The following is a 19,896-nucleotide window of genomic DNA, read 5'->3' on the forward strand; positions in this document are numbered from 1 at the left end:
TGGATTGCACGTGGGTCAGGCCTTGGTGCAGCAGTCCTTTTTGTACTTTTGCTCTACGCCCCCCAACGGGAAGTGGAAGGTCGTCCTGATCATCCCGCTTGCGGTGTCTTTCGTCGTTTTACTTGCCAATCCGCGCAACCGGTTACTTGCTTTGGGAACAGCCGCATCTTTGACAGCATTAGCCGGTCTCGTTTCTGACATCTGGCTGAACCTATCAGCGACTCTTCCGGGAGGGGGCATCGTTCAAGGCGGCGTAGAGCGTGGAATTGACATTTCGCCATGGAAGAGGAACCCATGACACATTGCGACTTACAGCAATATTTGTGAATCAGCATGATTGAGACTTCAAAATGCCATTTGAGCCAGACACGCGCTATGCAAGATCCACCCTTCGACCTGCTCCCAAAGACCTACCAAAAGATCTCGCGAGCATCATTGAGTACCGGAAATCGGGCCTCAGCCTAAATCACATCGTTGGGTGCCCACTCGAATGTGCGTATTGCGTTCGCCATCTTTTCGATAACTATGGAATGAAGCGACCGCATTTGATCATGCCTGATGATCAGGCAGTGGCGCAGCTCGTCCACCATCCGGCCTTTCGAGCACATCAGACACCCTTACAAATTTTCAACAGAGCCACAGACCCGCTGCTTCCAAGGGTCAAAGAGCATCTACACCGTTGTCTCGAGCTGCTCGATGATCTTGGTTTGACAAACCACATGCTGGTGATCACCAGATGGCATGTCTTAGAGGAAGACGTGGCCCGCTTAGAGCGGCTCAAAAACCTCAAAGTGACAATACTGATCACGTGGTCAGGCATTTCTGATCCGCGGATTGAACCTATCGACAGTTCGATTGCTCGCGCCTCTCTTTCGACCCTCGCATCTTTCGCCTCTCGAACCCGCAAGATCCTATATTGGCGCCCCATTGTCCTTGGCTTGAATGACACAGACGAGTTGATTGCTGAGGCTTATTCCATGAGCCAGCTGGCTGATGCCACGGTCTTCACGGGCCTTTTCCATCGGGAGAAGATCCGCGATTATCTGCGTTCAGTGAACGTGCCGGACCTATATAAGTTGGTACCTCGCCGAAAGATTCTCCCCCGAGAGGTTGAAGGCCGCATTCTTAAGGCTTTCGGAGGCACTCCGATTTTTCGAAAGACATCCTGCGGTGTCGCGTACGCGCATGGTGTCCACGACTACAACGGCCACTTCGGCATCAAACCCATATGTGACATTTGCCCTGCCGAGCAGGTCAAAATCTGTGCGGCTGCCCACAAAGTTCCAACACAGCGGCAGGTGCTAGGATTAGCGCGGGAGGTTGGCCTTGAGATAGGGAAAATCGATATTTTTTCTGGTCATATCGTTGTCGAGAACAGCACTGAGCAACAGCGATACTTCATTCAACACGCGACAGGATTTCAAGTGCATGACCGCGCGCATCCGCATTTGCCAGGTCGGCATGGTCGCTCGGAAGAAGGATGGACGCAATGAAACGCATGTGGGCCGTGGATGTTGAAGGCAACGGTGCCAACCCTCCGGAAATTATCGAGCTGGGGATCGTTGAGATGGATGGACTCCAGCTCACCGGGAATGTGAAGCACTGGCAGTTTCGGCCCCGTCGCGAAATCTCGCCCGCCGTCAGTAGAATTCATGGAATTACAAACGACGATGTCGCCGACGCCCCCCCAATTGAGGACGTTATAGACGACATATTCCTCTGGCTGGAGGAGGCACCCATTGTTGGCCACAACGTTCGGGTTGAATTAGATGCCCTCTCCAGAGTTCTGCCAGATTGGAAACCTGTAGCGGCCTATGACAGCCTTAAGGTTGCGCGCGCCTTACTGCCGAACGAAGAAAAATTCGGATTGGAGCGGCTCGGGGATATGCTCGGACTTAAAGATGCAGCCTCTCAGGCAGTCGGTGGTGGCACGGCACATTCCGGCCCATATGACGCTGCGATGTCGGCAATCTTGCTGGAGCGCTTGCTATCACCTTTGCCACAGGCGGAACGAGACAGGATTTTGATGGAGGCGGATATTCTCAATTCAAGACAAGGATCGCTGCTGTGAGCCGTGTCACTAAAATCGCAGTTGCTGGGACCCACTCGACGGGGAAAACAACCTTTTTGAAGGGCTTGGAGGAACGTCTGATCAGTGCCGGTCATGCCGTCGCCTATGTACATGGAAGTGCAGCTGAGGCGCAGGGCCTGGGTTTTCCAATCCTGAAAAACCACACGTTTGAAAGTACGGCTTGGTTGGTCGGGCAAGCAATCCATCGTGAGACGGCAGCGACGCTGACGGCCGATGTTATCCTCATTGACCGCCCCGTACCTGACGCTTTTGGGTATTTGATCGCCGCGCTGCGCATGACAAATCGTTCCATCGACCAAGCCCGCCTGGGACGCCTCGAAGACATCTGCAGAGCCTGGACTCAGGAATACGACCTGGTTTTTGCGACCCAACTGGACGAAAGCATTCCGATCGGCGCAGATCGCGATCATGACGCTGCTTTTAGGGCCGCCGCAGACGAGGCGATTGGCGAGATTTTGGCAAGACTTGCCCCTGACCATCACGTTCTCACGCCACAAAACGTGCGACCGTCCACGGAGCTTTCCATGCGTGTTGCCACCGGAGCTGGAAGATGACGCTGCAAGATGACGCCGTACAGAGAGCGTCTGTTGCAGGACGTTACCGCATCGGTATCGGCTGCATGGCCCTCACTGGGCTATACGGAAGGATCGTCGCATCTGATGCACGTGACGTTTTGGCGAAAGCAATAAGCCTTGGTTTCCGGCTTTTTGATACGGCGCCGTTATATGCCAACGGTCAAAACGAATCATTGATTGGCGACGTCATTGGATCGACCGAAGGCACGACCGTAGCGACGAAATTCGGTCTTGCTGAGACCAAGGACGGCAAACTGATGCGAGATAGTCGTCCTGAGTCAATCCGCGCGTCCGTAGAAGCCTCACTTGCCCGATTGCGCCGTGAACGAATAGATATATTGATCCAACATCGCCCCGATCCAGCCGTGAATGATCAAGAGGTCGCGGGTGCCGTACAGGACCTCATAGACGCGGGAAAAGTTGCCGCATTTGGCCTTTCTGGCACATCAATAGATCGCATCAAACCGATAACAGACCGCTGCTGTGTCTCGGTGGTCCAAAATGAACTCTCCGTCTTGAGCGACCCAGACACGTGGTCTGCGCCTCAAAAAATCGGAGACATGGGTGCCTTCTTCATGGCCTACGCGCCGATTGCGCGAGGCCTATTGAGCTCAAATGCCGCGAAAACCAAACGGGATGCTGAGGATTACCGTTCGCAGATTGAAGCGTTCAACGATCCGGATCATTCCGTTTCCGAAATACTTCGCACCTGTCTCAAAGATGTTGCTTCCGCTTATGGTATCTCCGTGACAGCTCTTGTTTTGGCCTGGACAAAAACGCGTGGAGCGAATGTTATACCCATTCCTGGCCCGCGTCGTCTGGAGCACTTGTCTGACTTAGTTGATGCCGCCAATCTTGAGCTCGATACAGCTCATATTTCGACCATTGAAAAGATCGCAAGCAGCCAAAGTGATGGATGATAGCCAATTAGGATAGTTCAGGAGCAGGGCCGCCCTCTATCGTCGTTTTCCATCCATCCTCGGTCCGGCTGATCATGAGATGATGGTCCGCTCTGTCCGGCGCTTCGGGCAGTGAAAGCTTGAGTGGGTCGATGTACTTCTCAATGACCTTGTTGTAGGAAGCGACCGCAAAGGATGAGTTCTCCATAGAAGGACCATCCACTAGGTTTGCAGAACCGCTGAAAACCTCACATTGACCACCAATACCAACGTATACCTTAGCATGAAAATCTTGCTTCTTGTTGCCGGTTGCCACGATCCGATTTTCGAGACCATAGCTGGCAAGAACGTCATGATCCAAACCAGTTTCCTGCAAAGCCGATTTGTAGCCAGACCATGTCGCAGAGCGTGTCAAAAAGACAGTTCGTTTGGCATCCAACTGCTTCAGGAGGCGTTCCCAAATCTCAAGTTTTTCGCTCTTCGACTTCCATTGATGACCCACGAATGGGGCAGCGATAAGGATCTGATCCTTGTATAAACGCCATCTTACAATGAGTTTGTCCAACGCATCCATCAAGTATGACTTGGTATGTATCCCGCTTAGTACGTCATTCAGATCGATCCCCGAGATATTTGCTAGTAAAAAGTCAACTACCTCGAAACTGGCATCCGGGTCTAGCCGGAGAGGTCGATAGAACGTGGCCATGTGTTCTCGAGAACAGGAGCACGGTACCTTGATCGAGACTACTAGGTGGTCAGCCTCTGGCGTCCGCATTGCAAGACAGTAGTTTAGGGCTTTCCCCCACTGCCGTCGAATCTCTCCCATGGCTGCGGTGAGTTCAGCTAAGGCGGGTTGCTCCAAGCCTTTGCCAGTATCGGGGCAGCAATAGATTGGGTGACCACTGTAGTCGAATATTGGGTCTTCGTCATTGATAGCGAGCTTATAAACAGCTTTGTCCGTCGCGTATTCGACAGATCCAGCGTAGGGGTTCTCCTCGTCGTCATATCGTTCAAGAACCCTGCAATTGCCTGTTGGTGACTCGATCGGATTTTTCAAGTCGATGGCAAATGGCTGCCCACAAGCGTTGCACTTGATGACCCAAGTTCCCCGATCGTTGACCGCAGGAAACTTCAGCTCAGTGTAATGGTGCGGGTCACCGCAATGGGGACACTTCGCGGCGTAATTCTTGCGCTTGGTTTCAAACATGTTTGTAAGGCTCAATATCTGACATCCACAAATAGGAAGTTTCATACATCGGAGACACACGCTGTCGCCATTCAAAGTCTAAAAACCATCGTACAACAACGGTTCCTTGAAGGACACGCACGTCACTGCCTATGAGACTTTGAGTGTCTGTTTTGCAGAGATCGCACATGAGCGTTTGCATGTGCAGCAAAAGTCGGCTTCCCGCCCTTTGTGACTGAGCCTCCCGTAGTCGCTTAGCCTTCCCCGAGCCCCGTTTCGCAGGCGCCTTCCGGGCAGACAACGGGGGAAATTCACAGCGATTTTTGCGCTAAATGACATGAACCCATTTCGATCCCACAAGCACGGAGATCGAATATGTCATCAGCACCTAAAACCTCCTACCCAATCGTCATGCGCATGCAGGGCATGCACCCCCGCAATCTTGCGGGTTACGAGAAGCACCGCATGCGCCGTGGGGGCGACCACGGCCATTGCGACAGCAGCCTCATGGCACACAACCGGCGCCTCATCGGCTCCGAGAATTGGGCGCAAGATGCCTGGGACGAGATTCAGGACATGCGCCATGCAAACCATCTCCTCGAATTGGAGCAACTGCGCCGACGGCGTCGGAAGACGGAGCTTAAGAATGCGCTTTTTCGGGGGCCGCGCGATCCTTGGCGCGCAACCCGGCACGGTCCGCTGCGCGAGATCATTCTGACGGTAAACAAAGAGTGGTTCGACAAAGATCTCACCGAGTTTTTCGGAGAGAGCGGCCCGACGCGAGAAATGCAATTCGAGACGCGAGCCAAGCAGTGGCTCTTGACCAATTTCGGCGACGACTGCGTTCATGCACGCGCCGATCTCGACGAAACAGCATATCATATCCACGCTGTGATCATTCCCCGCGCAGTGACAACCGATGGTCGGCGTATGCTGCAGCCGGCAGTCCATCCGCTGATCCGGAGCTACGAGAAGGCGCAAGATAGCGTCGGCGAATGGTTCGAGGAGATCGGGCTCCAGCGCGGCGAGCGTCGCAAGCAAGCCCTGCGGGAGGCGCTCAAGCACAACAGGAAAGTCCGCGAAGCGCGCGCGAATGGGGCGGCCGATCCTGGAACCGAGATCGCGTTGCCGAAGCATCGCGAACACGTCAGCCCTAGGAAATGGCGCGAAAGCCAGGAGGTTGAGCTGTCCAGCCGCGACAAGGCGGTGAAGCAGTCCGAGGAAATCCTCGCTACCGAAAAATCGGCGCTCGCAGATCAAGAGCGTACCGTCACGCAGCGGCAGCGAGAGGCTCAGTCCGTGCTCGATATCGCGGCTGCGGTTGCTGAAGGCCGCGTGGATATTGTCCCCGACACGGACGAGACGGCGCGACAGGACGCTCAATTCGATACGACATCGCCGGTGCAGACCCTATTTGGGCGTGCGCTTGCGGTTCTCCGGCAACGCGCACGCAAAGAAGCACGCGCCGAGCTCGATGATGAGTTCACCCAGATCAAGGCGGCGGACGCAGCGCTGCTCGAGATCGCGAAAACGCTGCCCGACAAAGCCCGGCATCGTCTCGCACAAGCGCGCAGATCGCTTTCGTTGCCGCTGAATGCGCTTCGCCGTCGTTTGACGCGCGCCCATTCGGACAACACCGATCGAGGCCCTGCCGAGAAAACGTGAAAAAATTTGCGAATTCGATTTCCGCGCGCAGCGCGATGAACCCACCTCCTGAACAGCGTCCGAGAAGCACCGCGACAGGCGTGGGGCAGACGCCGCCAGAAAAGGATTAGACTAAATGGCACAGAAACACCGGCATCCCGTGATCGACTGGAACCGCATGACCGACCGCCAACGGCAAATGAAAGCGCGCGCGGAAAACCTCACAGCGCAGATCGCTCTTGATCAGCACCGCGAACATGACCGCGCGAACAAAGCGCTCTTCGCAAGCCTCGAGAGCGTCTTGGCCCAGCTAGCGGGTACTCCCAAGGCAGTCGAGTTTTTCCGCCTGTTCAGCGAAACCGCCACGCTGGCGAACGCCAAACGGATCGCCAATCATCCTGACTGCCCGGATGTCGTGCGCGGCGAGATCGCGCAGCGGATCGAGACGGCTGGCGCCATCCGTGGCAACGAAGGCGTTGCACGCGCTGTGCTCGGGAAAACGGACCACGCCAGCGAAGACTAACGGGGCTTAAATCATCCAAGACGAACAGAAAGGGCGCGGTGTCATCCGCGCCCTTTCTCTTTGTCAGTGGCAGCGCATCAAGTAGACAAAGACGGAAACGGGCCAGTTCAAGCCAATACCGCCAGTCAGTTTTAGAAAGCGGGGATATCTCGCTGACTACTATCGGTCGGGCTAGGCCCCCTCTTTCTTATCTCAGCCTTCAGCGCGCGCGGCGCGTTTGCGCTCATGCGGGTCGAGGTGGCGCTTGCGCAGGCGGATCGCCTTGGGCGTCACTTCGACGAGCTCGTCATCGTTGATATAGGCGATCGCTTCTTCGAGCGACATCCGCACCGGCGGGGTGAGGCGGACCGCTTCGTCGGTGCCCGATGCACGAACGTTGGTCAGCTTCTTGCCCTTGAGCGGGTTCACTTCGAGATCGTTGTCGCGCGAATGCTCGCCGATGATCATGCCCGTGTAGACCTGCTCCTGCGCACCGATGAAGAGCTTGCCGCGTTCTTCGAGGTTCCACAGCGCATAGGCCACGGACACACCGTTCTCCATCGAGATCAGCACGCCCTGGCGGCGACCCTCGATCGTGCCCTTGTAGGGGGCCCAGCCGTGGAAGATACGGTTCAGCACGCCGTTGCCGCGCGTGTCGGTCATGAACTCGCCCTGGTAGCCGATCAGGCCGCGCGAGGGGACATGGGCGACGATGCGGGTCTTGCCGTGGCCGGCGGGGCGCATCTCGGTCATCTCGCCCTTGCGCGCGCCGGTGAGCTTCTCGATCACCACGCCCGAGAATTCGTCATCCACGTCGACGATGACTTCCTCGATCGGCTCCATCCGCTGGCCGTCTTCCTCGCGGAAGATCACGCGCGGGCGCGAGATCGACAGTTCGAACCCTTCGCGGCGCATGTTCTCGATCAGAACGCCCATCTGGAGTTCGCCACGTCCCGAAACGACGAAGGCCTCGCCGCCCGGCGTGTCCTCGATCTTGATCGCGACGTTCGACTCGGCCTCTTTCATCAGGCGGTCGCGGATCACGCGCGACTGGACCTTCGAGCCGTCCTTGCCCGCCAGCGGGCTGTCATTGATGCCGAAAGTCACGGAGATGGTCGGCGGGTCGATTGGCTGGGCCGGGATCGGATCGTCGATCTCGGGGGCGCAGAGCGTATCGGCCACGGTGGCCTTGGTCATGCCCGCGACGGTGACGATGTCGCCAGCCTCGGCGACGTCGATCGGCTGCTGGCCGAGACCGCGGAACGCGAGGATCTTGGTGCATCGGAAGGATTCGATCCGCTCGCCCTTGCGGCTCAGGGCCTTGAGCTGGTCGCCGACCTTGAGGCGCCCGGCCTCGACGCGGCCGGTCAGGATGCGGCCGATGAACGGGTCGGAAGAGAGCGTGGTCGCGAGCATCTGGAAAGGCTCGTCGGCGCGGAATTCCTGCTTGGGCGGTTCGACATGCTCGAGGATCAGGTCGAAGAGCGCCGAGAGATCCTCGCGCGGCCCGTCGAGTTCGCGATCCGCCCAGCCGCCGATGCCCGAGGCATAGACATGGGGGAAGTCGAGCTGTTCGTCGGTGGCGCCGAGGTTGGCGAAGAGGTCGAACACTTCGTTGAGCGCGTTGTCGGGGTCGGCTGCGGGCTTGTCGACCTTGTTGAGCACGACGATCGGCTTGAGGCCGAGCGCCAGCGCTTTCGAGGTCACGAACTTGGTTTGCGGCATCGGGCCTTCGGCGGCATCGACGAGCAGGCAAACGCCGTCGACCATCGACAGGATGCGCTCCACCTCGCCACCGAAATCGGCGTGGCCGGGGGTGTCGACGATATTGATGCGCGTGCCTTTCCACTCGACCGAGGTGGCCTTGGCGAGGATGGTGATGCCGCGCTCGCGCTCGATATCGTTGCTGTCCATCGCGCGCTCGGCGACGGCCTGGTTTTCACGGAAAGCGCCCGATTGGCGCAGGAGCTGGTCCACGAGCGTCGTCTTGCCGTGGTCCACGTGTGCGATGATCGCAATGTTGCGAAGGTCCATGGGAGGTCGTCCTGTTCTTGAGTTGCCCCGCCCATAAGGGAAAAAACCGGGCGCGGCTAGCCCCAGAGGTGCGACTTCGCGCCCTTCAGTGGAAATGCGAACGCGAAAACAGGTTGATGACCATAATTCCGGCAAGGATCAAACCGATTCCGATCAGCGCCGGGGCATCCAGTCGCTGGTTGAACAGAAGCCAACCGACGCTCGCGATCAGCACCATGCCGATCCCCGACCAGAGCGCGTAGGTGATCCCGAGCGGAAGCACCTTGAGCACAAGCGTGAAGAAATAGAGCCCGCCGATGAACCCCACCGCGACGCCGACGGTCGGCCAGAATCTGGTGAATTGCTGGCTGGCCTGAAGGCAGGCGGAACCGAAGGTCTCGAAAGCCACTGCCACCAGCAGGAAAAGGTATGTCTTGATCATGCCGCCACTCTGACCGATCGCCGCGCGACTTGCCAGAGGCACCGATCAGTCGAGAACCTCTTCCTGGAACTGGGTCAGCACGAGGCGCCAGAAATCGAACGTGTCGTCGAGATTCTTCCGGCTCACCCCGAAATCGAGATTGACGTTCATCTCCACTGTCGGATCGCCGTCCTCGTCGAGATAGGCCTTGCCGAAGCGCATCCCGCTATTCCAGGCGTTGATCTGCGCCAGAGACACCGGCACACCTGCCCAGCCAGCGGTGAACTGGATCGAATTGCAGTTCTGGCCGTTGGTGCAACCGTAGAAGAGCACGATATATTGCGTGCCGTCGATGCGCCCGACGATCTGCGGGTCGCCGTCGGAATCGGTCTCCAGTTCGGCCGAGCCGTACCCCGTCGCGATCGCGCGGATCGCCTCGGGATCGGAACCGTCGATCAGTGTCTCTGCCGAGGCCAGCGGGCCTGCGAGTGCGAGGGGAACGGACAGGCACAGGCCTGCCAGTCGGGCGCGCAACGTCATGTCTCTCTCCACTGTCTTGTCGGGTGAACCTTCGTTCACCTTATCGTGAGCCTAGAGAGAGTAAGGTTTCGCGCCAAGGGGTTGCAGGAGCGATGAGGCGATGCGGCGCAGGGATGCGCGCTTATTGCGCCACGTACCAGTCGCGGCGGTGGTTCATCGCGATGACGAAATTCAGCACCAGCGCCCCAAGGAGCGACCAGAGAACCAGCGAGGGTTCGAGCACGAAGCTCGCGATCACAAAGAGGCACAGGTCGTGGATCAGCTGCGTCCAGCCTGCGCGAAACCCGAACTTGTCCTGCAAGATCACCGCGACGATGGAGACACCGCCAAGCGATCCTTGATGGCGAAAGAGGCCCAGAAGGCCCACGCCTGCGGAGACGCCGAAGAGGGCGGCGGCGACGGCCGGGTGGATATGGTCGACATGCAGAACCGGTTTCAGCGCCTCGGCCATCAGCGAGACCAGCGTGACAGTCACCAGGCTTTTCACCGCGAACCCCGCACCGCGCGCGTAATAGGCAAAGGCGTAGAAGGGGATATTGATCGCGAAGAACACGAGACCGAAGCTGAAGCCCGTCACATAGGACAGGATGAGCGCCGCGCCCGCCGTGCCGCCCGTCACCAGTCCCGCTGCGCGCAGCAGGTGGATGCCGAGCGCGGCCTGCGCCGAGGCCACGACGAGGCCTTGAAGGTCCTCGAACTGGGAATAATGCGGACGAGCCGGAATGTGTGCGTCAGTGGTCATGACCTAAAAATAGGACAGAATCGCTGACTTTCCAAATCGCTGCACGCAGAGCGGCCTTGCAGCGGGGGAAAGGCTCAGGTCGCGACGTAGCGGTCGCGGCGGTGGTTGATCAGGATGATCACGTTGAGAACCATCGCACCCAAAAGCGACCAGAGCACCTTGTCGAGCGGCAGCACGAACAGCGCAAAGAGGAAAACCCCGCAATCGAAGAGGATCTGCGTGCGGCCCGCCTTGAACCCGGTCTTGTCCTGCAGATAGAGCGCGACGATCCCGACGCCGCCAAGGCTTGCGCCGTGACGAAAGAGCGCAAGCAGCCCCGCACCGGCGGTCACACCCGCCAGGACGCCCGCCGCACCGGGATGCAATGTGGCGAAGCTCAGAAGATGCGGGAAAATCTCGGTGAAACTCGAGAGCGATGCGACCGCGAGCACGGTCTTGATCGTGAACCGCTTGCCCATCCGGCGGAAGGCCAGCCAGTAGAAGGGCAGGTTGAGCGTGAAGAAGATCGCGCCAAAGCTCCAGCCCGTAACGTAGGACAGCACCAGCGACAGGCCCGCGATCTGGCCGGTGAACAGCCCCGCGCCATGCAGCAGCGACACCGAGAGCGCCACCAGAAGCGTGCCCGAAAGCAACCCCTGAGTGTCCTCGGGCAGGGTGTGTCGATGCGGGTCTTTGATGCGTGTCTGGGCCATGGCCGCCAGATGCCACGGGTCCAAGGCGCGCGCAAGCACTGCGATCTATGGGCAACAGCCTGGCTCCAAGAACGGGCTTTCACACTCGCGTGACTTGCCTCATTGCTTCGCATCGCGCCAAGTGACGCCATCCGAAACGCCCAAACTAGGAGGAGGGCTCGCATGATCCAACAGCACCAAGCCCCCGCCATGCGTTGCGGATATTTTGTCAGCACCCAAGCCACCGCCACCCGCGTCGCACGACGCCAAGGCTGATCGCTCCCGCTGACACTTCCGGGGCCTAGCCCCATCCCGCAAACCGACCTGATCTGCGCCCCGATTTTCTCGTGACGCCTTCGCCGCCTTCGCGCGGCGCCGTTCGGGTCGTCTTTTCAAACCAACTGAAGGAAAGGCCGGTTGCGGGCAAGGTCCCGTGCCGGAAGATGACGATGACCCAGACTCTCACGCGTCCGACGGATGCTTTTACCCTCGATGCCGCGATCGCCAAATATGGCGCGGCCAAGGTTCTGCGCGCGGCGCTCTTTGCGCTGATCACTCGTGGCCCGAAACCGCGGGCGCTCGATGCGGATGCGCTCAGCGATTACCTGCGGGCCGATATCGGCCTGGGGCCCGCCGAGCCCCCGCCCGAACCGTGGAGTTTCCTGCGGTAGGCGAAAGGGCCGGGCGTGAAATGCGCCCGGCCCCCTCAAACCTCTCTGCGCCGATCAGAGCGTCAGCGACTTGTTGAGATACTCGTCGATCTTCTCGAGGAAGCCCATCGTGGTCAGCCATTTCTGATCCGGGCCCACGAGCAGCGCGAGGTCCTTGGTCATGTGGCCGTCCTCGACCGCCTTCACACAGACCTTCTCGAGCGTTTCCGCGAAGGTCTTGAGCTGGTCGTTGCCATCGAGTTTGGCGCGGTGCTTGAGGCCCCCGGTCCAAGCGAAGATCGAGGCGATGGAGTTCGTCGAAGTCTCCTTGCCCTGCTGGTGCTGACGGTAATGGCGCGTGACCGTGCCGTGGGCGGCCTCGGCCTCGACGGTCTTGCCATCGGGCGTCATCAGGATCGAGGTCATCAGGCCGAGCGAGCCGAAACCCTGTGCCACGGTGTCGGACTGCACGTCGCCGTCGTAGTTCTTGCACGCCCAGACATAGCCGCCCGACCATTTCAGCGCCGAGGCCACCATGTCGTCGATCAGGCGGTGCTCGTACCAGATGCCGGCTTCCTTGAACTTCTCGGCGAACTCTTCTTCGTAGACCTTCTGGAACAGATCCTTGAAGCGACCGTCATAGGCCTTGAGGATGGTGTTCTTGGTCGACAGATAGACCGGCCAACCCTTCACGAGCCCGTAGTTCAGCGAGGCTCGCGCGAAGTCGATGATCGACTTGTCGAGGTTGTACATGCCCATCACGACGCCCGCGTCCGGCGCCTGGAAGATTTCCTTTTCGATCACCTCGCCGTCGTCGCCCACGAATCTCAGTGTCAGGGTGCCCTTGCCGGGGAAGCGGAAGTCGGTGGCCTTGTATTGGTCACCGAAGGCATGACGCCCGACCACGATCGGCTTCGTCCAGCCCGGCACGAGGCGCGGCACGTTGCGGCAGATGATCGGCTCGCGGAAGATCACGCCGCCGAGGATGTTGCGGATCGTGCCGTTGGGCGAGCGATACATGCGCTTGAGGTTGAACTCCTCGACGCGGGCTTCGTCGGGGGTGATCGTCGCGCATTTGACGCCAACGCCATATTGCTTGATCGCCTCGGCCGCATCGACGGTGATCTGGTCGTCGGTGCGGTCGCGTTCCTCGATGCCGAGGTCATAATATTTCAGGTCGATATCGAGATAGGGCAGGATCAGTTTCTGCTTGATGAAGTCCCAGATAATGCGGGTCATCTCGTCGCCGTCGAGTTCGACGACCGGGTTTTCAACCTTGATCTTGGTCATGCGCGTTCCTTCTGGTTTGCGGGACGGTTCACGGAACCGTGTTCCGGGGAGGCCGGGAATCGAAAGGGGCGGCTCGGTGCCGCCCCTTCTGTCTCAGTGCTCTCAGCCGATGATGGCGTTGAGCGTTGCGCTCGGGCGCATCACCGCGGCGAGTTTCGCCGGGTCGGCGTGGTAGTAGCCGCCGATATCGGCCGGCTTGCCCTGAACGGCGGCGAGTTCCGCCACGATCTTCGCTTCGTCATCGGCCAGCGCCTTCGCGACGGGCGCGAATTCGGCTGCGAGTTCCGCGTCGTCGCCCTGGGCGGCCAGAGCCTCGGCCCAGTAACGGGCGAACCAGTAATGGCTGTCGCGGTTGTCGGGCTGGCCGACCTTGCGCGAGGGCGAGCGGTCATTGTCGAGGATGCCCTGCGTCGCGACATCCACCGCGTCGCCCAGCACCTTCGCCTTGGCGTTGCCTTTCGTTTCCGCGAGGAAACGGAAGCTTTCACCGAGCGCACAGAACTCGCCGAGGCTGTCCCAGCGCAGGTGGTCTTCTTCCAGAAGCTGCTGGACGTGCTTGGGGGCCGAGCCGCCCGCGCCGGTCTCGAACAGACCGCCGCCCTGCATCAGCTTCACGATCGAGAGCATCTTGGCCGAGGTGGCCAGTTCCAGGATCGGGAAGAGGTCGGTCAGGTAGTCGCGCAGCACGTTGCCGGTGATCGCGATGGTGTTCTCGCCCTTGGTGATGGTCTCGAGCGAGGCGATGGTGGCTTCGCGCGGCGCCATGATCTCGAACTTGTCGGCAACGCCCTTGGCTTCGAGGATCGGCTTCACATATTTGATCAACTCCGCGTCATGGGCGCGGTTTTCGTCGAGCCAGAAGATCGCACGGTAGCCGGTCAGGCGCTGGCGATCGATCGCGAGGTTCACCCAGTCCTCGATCGGCGCCTTGCGGGCCGAGGCCGAGCGCCAGATATCACCAGCCTTGACCTCATGCGCGTGCAGCACGGTGCCATCGTCGAGCACCATCTTCACCACGCCGTCGGTGGGGATTTCGAAGGTGGTGGGGTGCGAGCCGTATTCCTCGGCCTTCTGCGCCATCAGGCCGATGTTCTGAACGGTGCCCGCGGTGGCGGGGTTCAGCTTGCCGTTGGCTTTGAAGAACTCGACCGCGGCGTCATAGACCGGCGCATAGGAGTTGTCCGGGATCACGCAGACGCAGTCATGTTCCTTGCCATCGGGGCCCCAGCCCTTGCCGCCAGCGCGGATCAGCGCGGGCATCGAGGCGTCGATGATGACGTCCGAGGGCACGTGCAGGTTGGTGATGCCCTTGTCGGAGTTCACCATATACATCGGCGGACGCTCGGCGGTGACGGCCTCGATTGCGGCCATGATCTCAGGCTGATCCTTCACGCGGGCGAGCAGGTCGCCCAGACCCGAATTCGGGTTCACGCCGAGCGCCTTCATCTCGTCGCCGTATTTCTCGAAGACCGGCTTGAGCCAGGCCTTGACCGCATGGCCGAAGATGATCGGATCCGAGACCTTCATCATCGTCGCTTTCATGTGCAGCGAGAACAGGACGCCTTCGTCCTTGGTCTTCGCGATCTCGTCCTCGAGGAACGAATCCAGCGCGGATGCCGACATATAGGTCGCATCGACCACGGTGCCCGCCGGGTACTTCACGCCTTCCTTCAGAACGGTCTCGGTCTTGGCGTTTTCCAGGACGATCGTCGCGGTTGCTTCCTTGGGCAGGGTGGCCGAGACTTCATTCGAGAAGAAATCGCCGCCCGACATTGCTGCGACGCGGGTCTTGCTGTCCCTGGTCCACTCACCCATGCGGTGCGGGTTGGCCTGGGCGAATTTCTTCACCGCGGTTGCGGCGCGGCGATCCGAGTTGCCCTCGCGCAGGACCGGGTTCACGGCCGAGCCCTTGATCGAGTCGTATTTCGCGCGGACCGCTTTCTCGGCGTCGGTCTTCGGCTCTTCGGGGTAGTCGGGCAGGGCGTAGCCTTGCGATTGCAGCTCCTTGATCGCGGCCACGAGCTGCGGCACCGAGGCAGAAATGTTCGGGAGCTTGATCACATTGGCTTCGGGCGTCTTCACCAGTTCGCCCAGCTCGGCCAGATCGTCCGAGATGCGCTGCTCTTCGGTCAGCATTTCGGGGAAGGTGGCGAGGATACGGCCCGCAAGCGAGATGTCCTTGGTGCCGACCGAAATCCCGGCGGCAGAGGCGAATTTGCGGATGATCGGCAGCAGCGAGGCGCTGGCGAGTTCGGGGGCCTCGTCGACCTTGGTGTAGATGATATCGGGGGTATTTTTATCGGCCATTGCGGAGCCCTCTCGGTTGGAGTCTCGGTTTCGCTGCCTCATACCCGATTCAGATCCGCTTGGCTAGACGGTATGCGATTGTATACGGGAAGGCTCTGCCACTTATCGCCGAGGGGGGCGGATGCGGCACTGGTCGGGACCGCTCAGCCGAAGCGCGATCGCGATCAGGCTGACGAGACTCAGCGCAATCAGGGTCAACGGAATGTTGCGCGCGGCGATGTTGGTGCCGAGATGCGCGCAATCGGGAATGAGCACCAGATAGATCACGAAAGGCGCAATGGCGAGGCTCAGCACCATCCACTCGACCCAGTTGAAATAGAGCCCGTTGCGAAACAGCCTCAGCATGGCCGGGGCGCTCAGGAGAAGCAGAAAGGCTGGGATCGTGTCGTCGTCGCTGCCCGAGGACAGCAATTCGCGACAAGCAATGCCATCCGACCCGATCAGCGGTGCGTCGAAGGAGTCAAAAAGAAGGCCGAGGAGCATGGCGCTCAGAAGTGAGAGGAAGAACAGGATGTTCCAGCCGCTCATCGCGCCGTGAACCATCCTTCGACCCTGGCCCGGACCCATTCCCAGACCGCAGGCGCGCCGCGTGAGATCTTGGTGCCGATCCGGTCTTCGAGTTGGGAGAAGCTGACGTCATACTCGATCCACGATCCGCCGCCCGACTGGTGGTTGAGCAGCACCGGCTGCACCCGGTCGAGCGATTTGGCGAAGATGGCATCGGGGCTCTCGTTCGCCTCGAATTCGTGCCAAAGCGCGAGCAGCTCCGCCCCCTGATCCTCGGGCAGCAACCCGAAGATGCGCGCGGCGGCCTCGGCCTCGGCCTTCTGGATGTCCTCGGAGCCATGCGCCGTGCCGCCCTGAGAATGGATCGGCACATCGCCCACGTCGATCTCGACGAGATCATGCAGCAGCAGCATCCGGATCACCCGGTCGATCGACACGCCCTCGGGCGCCTGATCGGAGAGCGTCAGCGCATAAAGAGCAAGCGACCAGCTATGCTCGCCCGAATTCTCGGGGCGCGAGGCATCATGGATCGGCGTCGCCCGCGTGACCGATTTCAGTTTCTCGGCTTCGGCGAGAAACGCGAATTGGCGATCGAGCCGGTTCATCCACGCCTCCACAGTCGCGGCAGCAAAAGCAGGAAGGCCACGAAAAGGAACAGCCCGCTGATACGCCAGATCATCGCGCGATCCGAAAAGGTCGCGCAATCGATGCGCGGCACGGCGAAGGCGTAGAAGAACAGGGTGCCGAGCATCGACAGCAGCACCGTGCCAAGCCCCACCACTGGCGGGATCGCGCGGTCCGCGGCCGAAAGCAGCAAGAGTGTCCAGCCGATCCAGAGCGGCAGCACCGATATCATCAGGTGAAGCGGGCTTCGGACGAGCCCGGCAAAGCCGCGCAGCATCGCCTCGCCGCGCGTCGCATCCCCGGTCCAGTCGCCCTCGCAGATCATGTGGGTGGCGTGGAAGGCGGTGGCGATAACGAGCGACAGGCCGAGCGCGAGCGCCGCGGCGTAGAAGATCGTTGTCGCGGACTGGTTCACGCCTCGTCCCCGGAAGCGTCGGATTGCGCGGCTTTGCGCGCCTTGGCGTCGAGCTCGCGCAGGCGTTTCTCGAAGAAATCGCGCCCGCGCTGCTCGGCCATATGCAACCGGCAAGCCGTCATGAAGGCTTCTTGCAGCGAGGGCGAGGACGTGCCGATGTAATTGCCGACCTCCATGAAGAGGCGATCGTCGCCGTATTTGCGCATCGCCTCCATGGTCTCGGCGGCGAGCTTTTCAGCAAGCTCGTCGATCAGCGCCATCAGCGCGTGCCCTCCGTCAGGCGGCGACGCACATAGGTCTGCACCGCCTCGATCATCGGCTTCATATGGGCTTCTTCGTTCTTGAAGAAGTGATCCGCGCCCTCGACCTCCTCATGGGTGATCGTGATGCCCTTTTGCTCCTGGAGCTTGGCGACCAGCTGGTCGGTCTCCTTGGGTTGGGCGATGCGGTCGTTGGTGCCGTTGATGATCAGGCCCGAGCTGGGGCAGGGCGCAAGGAAGGAATAGTCGTAATTGCCGGGGCCCGGCGACGAGGGGCCCGGAGGTGCGACCGAAACGAAGCCGGTGATCTCGGGGCGACGCATCAGCAGCTGCATCCCGATCCAGGCGCCGAAGCTGTGACCCGCAACCCAGCAATGCTTGGAATTGGGATTCATCGCCTGAAGATAATCGAGTGCCGAGGCTGCATCCGATAGCTCGCCGATGCCCTGGTCGTATTCGCCCTGACTGCGGCCCACGCCCCGGAAGTTGAAGCGAAGCACCGTGAAGCCCATCTTGAAGAAGGCGTAATGCAGGTTGTAGACGACGCGATTGTTCATCGTGCCGCCGAATTGCGGATCGGGATGCAGGATGATCGCAATCGGGGCGTCGGGGGCGGGTTGCGGATGATAGCGCCCCTCGAGGCGACCTTCGGGACCGGGGAAAATGACTTCGGGCATTGTCTCTCGTTTGCTCTTGCCAGCTTGGCTCCGGCGCGCGTGCTGCGACCTCGCGTTTCTTGACGGGTCGGCACGGCTGGCCTAGGAGGAAGCCACCCCCGGCGCCATGCCGGGAGATCGGGTATTGGTGGAGGTAATCGGCCCTCGCGCTTGCGTCAATGCTTTCAGCGGTTTTTGCGTGCGTTGCGGGTCGATTTAAGTCAGCTTGAAGGTTCCGGGCGGGAGGGTCGCATGAAACTGTCGACGAAAGGGCGTTACGCGATGGTCGCGCTGGTGGATCTGGCGCTGGCGGGCGAAGGCAGCCGAACCTCTCTCGCGGCCTTGTCCGAGCGTCAGGATATTTCTCTGCCCTATCTCGAACAGCTTTTCGTGCGGCTGCGCCGCGCGGGCCTGGTGAATTCGGTGCGCGGCCCGGGCGGCGGCTATCGTCTTGCGCGTTGCCCCTCCGAAATCCGCATCTCGGAGATTTTCGAGGCCGTGGACGAAACCGTCTCGGCGATGCATGTAGGCGCGGGCGCCTCGGGCGCGATCTCGGGCTCGCGCGCGCAATCCATGGCGAACCGGCTCTGGGAGAGCCTGTCGGCACAGGTTTTCGTCTTCCTGCATCAAACGACGCTCGAAGACGTGGTGAAGAACCGGCTCAAGCCATGCCCGGCCGTGCCGAGCCTGTTCTCGGTGGTCGACGAGTAACCTCGAGCGGTGGTCGGCAAGGCGGGCCATGGACGCGCTGCGGGGGATATTTGAAGCAGTTGGAAAGTGAGAGTTTGCCTCTTCCAACTGCTTCAAATATCCCCGCCGGAGGCATCCGACCTCTCAACCACGCGGAGCGCATGATGGAGCGTACCTATCTCGACTGGAATGCAACGACCCCTTTGCGGGTCGAGGCCCGCGAGGCGATGATCGCGGCGATGGATGTGGTGGGGAATCCGTCCTCGGTGCATTCGGAAGGGCGCGCGGCGAAGGCCCTGATGGAGCGGGCCCGCGCGCAGGTGGCAGCGGCTCTCGGGGCCGAGGGGCAGGACATCATCTTCACCTCGGGAGCGACGGAGGCGGCGGCTTTGGCATTGGCCGGACAGGGGATGCATTGCGCCGGTGTCGAGCACGATGCGGTCCGAAGCTGGTGTGAACAGGATCTTGGCGTTGATCGGACGGGTCGGATCGAGGTTTCCGATCCCGCGCATTCTGCCGTCCAGCTTGCCAATTCCGAGACCGGGGTGGTGCAGGAGCTGCCGGAGGGGCTTTACCTGAGTGATCTCACGCAGGGTTTCGGCAAGATTCCCTTCGCCTTCAACTGGCTTGGCGTGACCTGCGGGATCGTCTCGGCGCATAAACTCGGTGGACCCAAGGGCATTGGTGCGCTGGTGGTAAAGCGCGGCACGGATATCGCCGCACAGCTCAAGGGCGGCGGTCAGGAGATGGGCCGGCGTGCGGGCACCGAGAACCTGACCGGGATCGCGGGGTTCGGGGCCGCCGCCGAGGCAGCCTCGCACGATCTTGAGAGCGGAATTTGGGCGCGCGTGGAAATAGTTAGAAACATTCTAGAGAGTGCCATTGCGGATCGCGCAAAAGAAACTATTTTTGTCGGGAATGAATCACGCAGGCTCCCGAACACCACCTGCTTCATCACGCCCGGATGGAAGGGCGAGACGCAGGTGATGCAGATGGATCTGGGTGGTTTTGCCGTTTCGGCCGGCTCGGCCTGTTCGTCGGGCAAGGTGAAAAGCTCTGCCGCTCTGGTGGCGATGGGTTTTTCCGAAGAGGAAGCCGGCTGTGCGCTGCGGGTCTCGATCGGCCCGGACACGCGTGAGGAAGATGTGATGCGTTTCGCCGAACACTGGCTGAAATGCGAAGGGAAACACCGCGCGCGGCGCGGGTGAGCGA

22 protein-coding genes are annotated in these 19,896 nt (G+C 60.3%); 9 read left to right on the forward strand and 13 right to left on the reverse strand.

Translation table 11 applies throughout. From position 1 onward, the window contains the following. Positions 1–551 precede the first annotated feature (551 nt). From BMG00_RS00250 to BMG00_RS00265, 4 genes are read left to right on the forward strand one after another with little or no spacing between them, the layout of a single operon-like run. Positions 552–1,493, forward strand: a complete 942-nt coding sequence (locus tag BMG00_RS00250; protein ID WP_078574204.1) for a radical SAM protein — start codon at positions 552–554, stop codon at positions 1,491–1,493. Then, positions 1,490–2,071, forward strand: a complete 582-nt coding sequence (locus tag BMG00_RS00255) for a 3'-5' exonuclease (RefSeq protein WP_078573036.1) — start codon at positions 1,490–1,492, stop codon at positions 2,069–2,071. The genes BMG00_RS00250 and BMG00_RS00255 overlap by 4 nt, the downstream gene beginning before the upstream one ends. Continuing rightward, positions 2,068–2,646 carry an AAA family ATPase gene (locus tag BMG00_RS00260; protein ID WP_078573037.1) on the forward strand — a complete coding sequence of 193 codons (579 nt, stop codon included), beginning with the start codon at positions 2,068–2,070 and terminating at the stop codon, positions 2,644–2,646. The genes BMG00_RS00255 and BMG00_RS00260 overlap by 4 nt, the downstream gene beginning before the upstream one ends. Further along, positions 2,643–3,587 (forward strand): aldo/keto reductase, encoded by a 945-nt coding sequence (locus tag BMG00_RS00265; protein ID WP_078573038.1) that lies wholly within the window; start codon positions 2,643–2,645, stop codon positions 3,585–3,587. Before BMG00_RS00260 ends, BMG00_RS00265 begins: the two co-directional genes overlap by 4 nt. Positions 3,588–3,594: 7 nt before the next feature. On the opposite strand, the gene BMG00_RS17445 is transcribed toward BMG00_RS00265, so the two are convergent. Further along, positions 3,595–4,773, reverse strand: coding sequence for a phospholipase D-like domain-containing protein (locus BMG00_RS17445; protein ID WP_146642510.1), 1,179 nt, complete (start codon positions 4,771–4,773; stop codon positions 3,595–3,597). 354 nt (positions 4,774–5,127) lie between these two features. Between BMG00_RS17445 and BMG00_RS00275 the strand changes: the two genes are divergently transcribed. Both BMG00_RS00275 and BMG00_RS00280 read left to right on the forward strand, forming a co-directional pair. Then, a complete protein-coding gene (locus BMG00_RS00275) occupies positions 5,128–6,417 on the forward strand; it encodes a plasmid recombination protein (protein ID WP_078573040.1) in 1,290 nt (429 codons plus the stop codon). A gap of 115 nt (positions 6,418–6,532) precedes the next feature. Further along, positions 6,533–6,919 (forward strand): hypothetical protein, encoded by a 387-nt coding sequence (locus BMG00_RS00280; RefSeq protein ID WP_078573041.1) that lies wholly within the window; start codon positions 6,533–6,535, stop codon positions 6,917–6,919. Between the two features lie 192 nt (positions 6,920–7,111). Here BMG00_RS00280 and typA read toward each other — a convergent pair whose 3' ends face one another. The 5 genes from typA to BMG00_RS00305 all read right to left on the reverse strand — a co-directional run bounded on the left by typA (position 7,112) and on the right by BMG00_RS00305 (position 11,306). Next, entirely contained in the window at positions 7,112–8,932 is a 1,821-nt protein-coding gene (gene typA, locus BMG00_RS00285) for a translational GTPase TypA (RefSeq protein WP_078527363.1), read from the reverse strand. Between the two features lie 85 nt (positions 8,933–9,017). Then, positions 9,018–9,353 (reverse strand): DMT family transporter, encoded by a 336-nt coding sequence (locus BMG00_RS00290; protein ID WP_078527365.1) that lies wholly within the window; start codon positions 9,351–9,353, stop codon positions 9,018–9,020. A gap of 45 nt (positions 9,354–9,398) precedes the next feature. Then, positions 9,399–9,872: a YbjN domain-containing protein gene (locus BMG00_RS00295; protein WP_078527367.1), complete on the reverse strand. Its 474-nt coding sequence runs from the start codon at positions 9,870–9,872 to the stop codon at positions 9,399–9,401. A gap of 121 nt (positions 9,873–9,993) precedes the next feature. After that, a complete protein-coding gene (locus BMG00_RS00300; RefSeq protein WP_078527370.1) occupies positions 9,994–10,614 on the reverse strand; it encodes a YitT family protein in 621 nt (206 codons plus the stop codon). Positions 10,615–10,688: 74 nt separating this feature from the next. After that, the gene (locus BMG00_RS00305; RefSeq protein ID WP_078574205.1) at positions 10,689–11,306 is read right to left on the reverse strand and encodes a YitT family protein; all 618 of its coding nucleotides are present in this window, start codon (positions 11,304–11,306) and stop codon (positions 10,689–10,691) included. Positions 11,307–11,734: 428 nt separating this feature from the next. On the opposite strand from BMG00_RS00305, the gene BMG00_RS00310 reads away from it, so the two are divergent. Beyond that, positions 11,735–11,956 carry a hypothetical protein gene (locus BMG00_RS00310; protein ID WP_146642512.1) on the forward strand — a complete coding sequence of 74 codons (222 nt, stop codon included), beginning with the start codon at positions 11,735–11,737 and terminating at the stop codon, positions 11,954–11,956. Between the two features lie 54 nt (positions 11,957–12,010). On the opposite strand, the gene BMG00_RS00315 is transcribed toward BMG00_RS00310, so the two are convergent. The 7 genes from BMG00_RS00315 to BMG00_RS00345 all read right to left on the reverse strand — a co-directional run bounded on the left by BMG00_RS00315 (position 12,011) and on the right by BMG00_RS00345 (position 18,015). Next, on the reverse strand, positions 12,011–13,225 hold the full coding sequence (locus BMG00_RS00315; protein ID WP_078527375.1) for an NADP-dependent isocitrate dehydrogenase: 1,215 nt from the start codon (positions 13,223–13,225) through the stop codon (positions 12,011–12,013). Positions 13,226–13,327: 102 nt separating this feature from the next. Next, entirely contained in the window at positions 13,328–15,532 is a 2,205-nt protein-coding gene (locus BMG00_RS00320; RefSeq protein ID WP_078573042.1) for an NADP-dependent isocitrate dehydrogenase, read from the reverse strand. 102 nt (positions 15,533–15,634) lie between these two features. After that, positions 15,635–16,060: a hypothetical protein gene (locus BMG00_RS00325; RefSeq protein ID WP_078573043.1), complete on the reverse strand. Its 426-nt coding sequence runs from the start codon at positions 16,058–16,060 to the stop codon at positions 15,635–15,637. Continuing rightward, the gene (locus BMG00_RS00330) at positions 16,057–16,644 is read right to left on the reverse strand and encodes an HD domain-containing protein (protein WP_078527383.1); all 588 of its coding nucleotides are present in this window, start codon (positions 16,642–16,644) and stop codon (positions 16,057–16,059) included. The genes BMG00_RS00325 and BMG00_RS00330 overlap by 4 nt, the downstream gene beginning before the upstream one ends. Continuing rightward, the gene (locus BMG00_RS00335) at positions 16,641–17,078 is read right to left on the reverse strand and encodes a hypothetical protein (RefSeq protein ID WP_078527385.1); all 438 of its coding nucleotides are present in this window, start codon (positions 17,076–17,078) and stop codon (positions 16,641–16,643) included. Before BMG00_RS00335 ends, BMG00_RS00330 begins: the two co-directional genes overlap by 4 nt. Beyond that, positions 17,075–17,338, reverse strand: a complete 264-nt coding sequence (locus BMG00_RS00340) for a hypothetical protein (RefSeq protein WP_210401926.1) — start codon at positions 17,336–17,338, stop codon at positions 17,075–17,077. The genes BMG00_RS00335 and BMG00_RS00340 overlap by 4 nt, the downstream gene beginning before the upstream one ends. Next, positions 17,338–18,015, reverse strand: a complete 678-nt coding sequence (locus tag BMG00_RS00345) for an alpha/beta hydrolase (RefSeq protein WP_078573044.1) — start codon at positions 18,013–18,015, stop codon at positions 17,338–17,340. Before BMG00_RS00345 ends, BMG00_RS00340 begins: the two co-directional genes overlap by 1 nt. Before the next feature lie 231 nt (positions 18,016–18,246). On the opposite strand from BMG00_RS00345, the gene iscR reads away from it, so the two are divergent. After that, complete coding sequence (iscR, locus tag BMG00_RS00350) at positions 18,247–18,705, forward strand: Fe-S cluster assembly transcriptional regulator IscR (protein WP_078527389.1); 459 nt, start codon at positions 18,247–18,249, stop codon at positions 18,703–18,705. A 143-nt stretch (positions 18,706–18,848) separates the two neighbouring features. Next, complete coding sequence (locus BMG00_RS00355; protein ID WP_078527391.1) at positions 18,849–19,892, forward strand: cysteine desulfurase family protein; 1,044 nt, start codon at positions 18,849–18,851, stop codon at positions 19,890–19,892. Positions 19,893–19,896: the final 4 nt, after the last annotated feature.

Origin of the sequence: Thioclava marina (assembly GCF_002020135.1) — a bacterium.
GTDB classification, from domain to species: Bacteria; Pseudomonadota; Alphaproteobacteria; order Rhodobacterales; family Rhodobacteraceae; genus Thioclava; species Thioclava marina.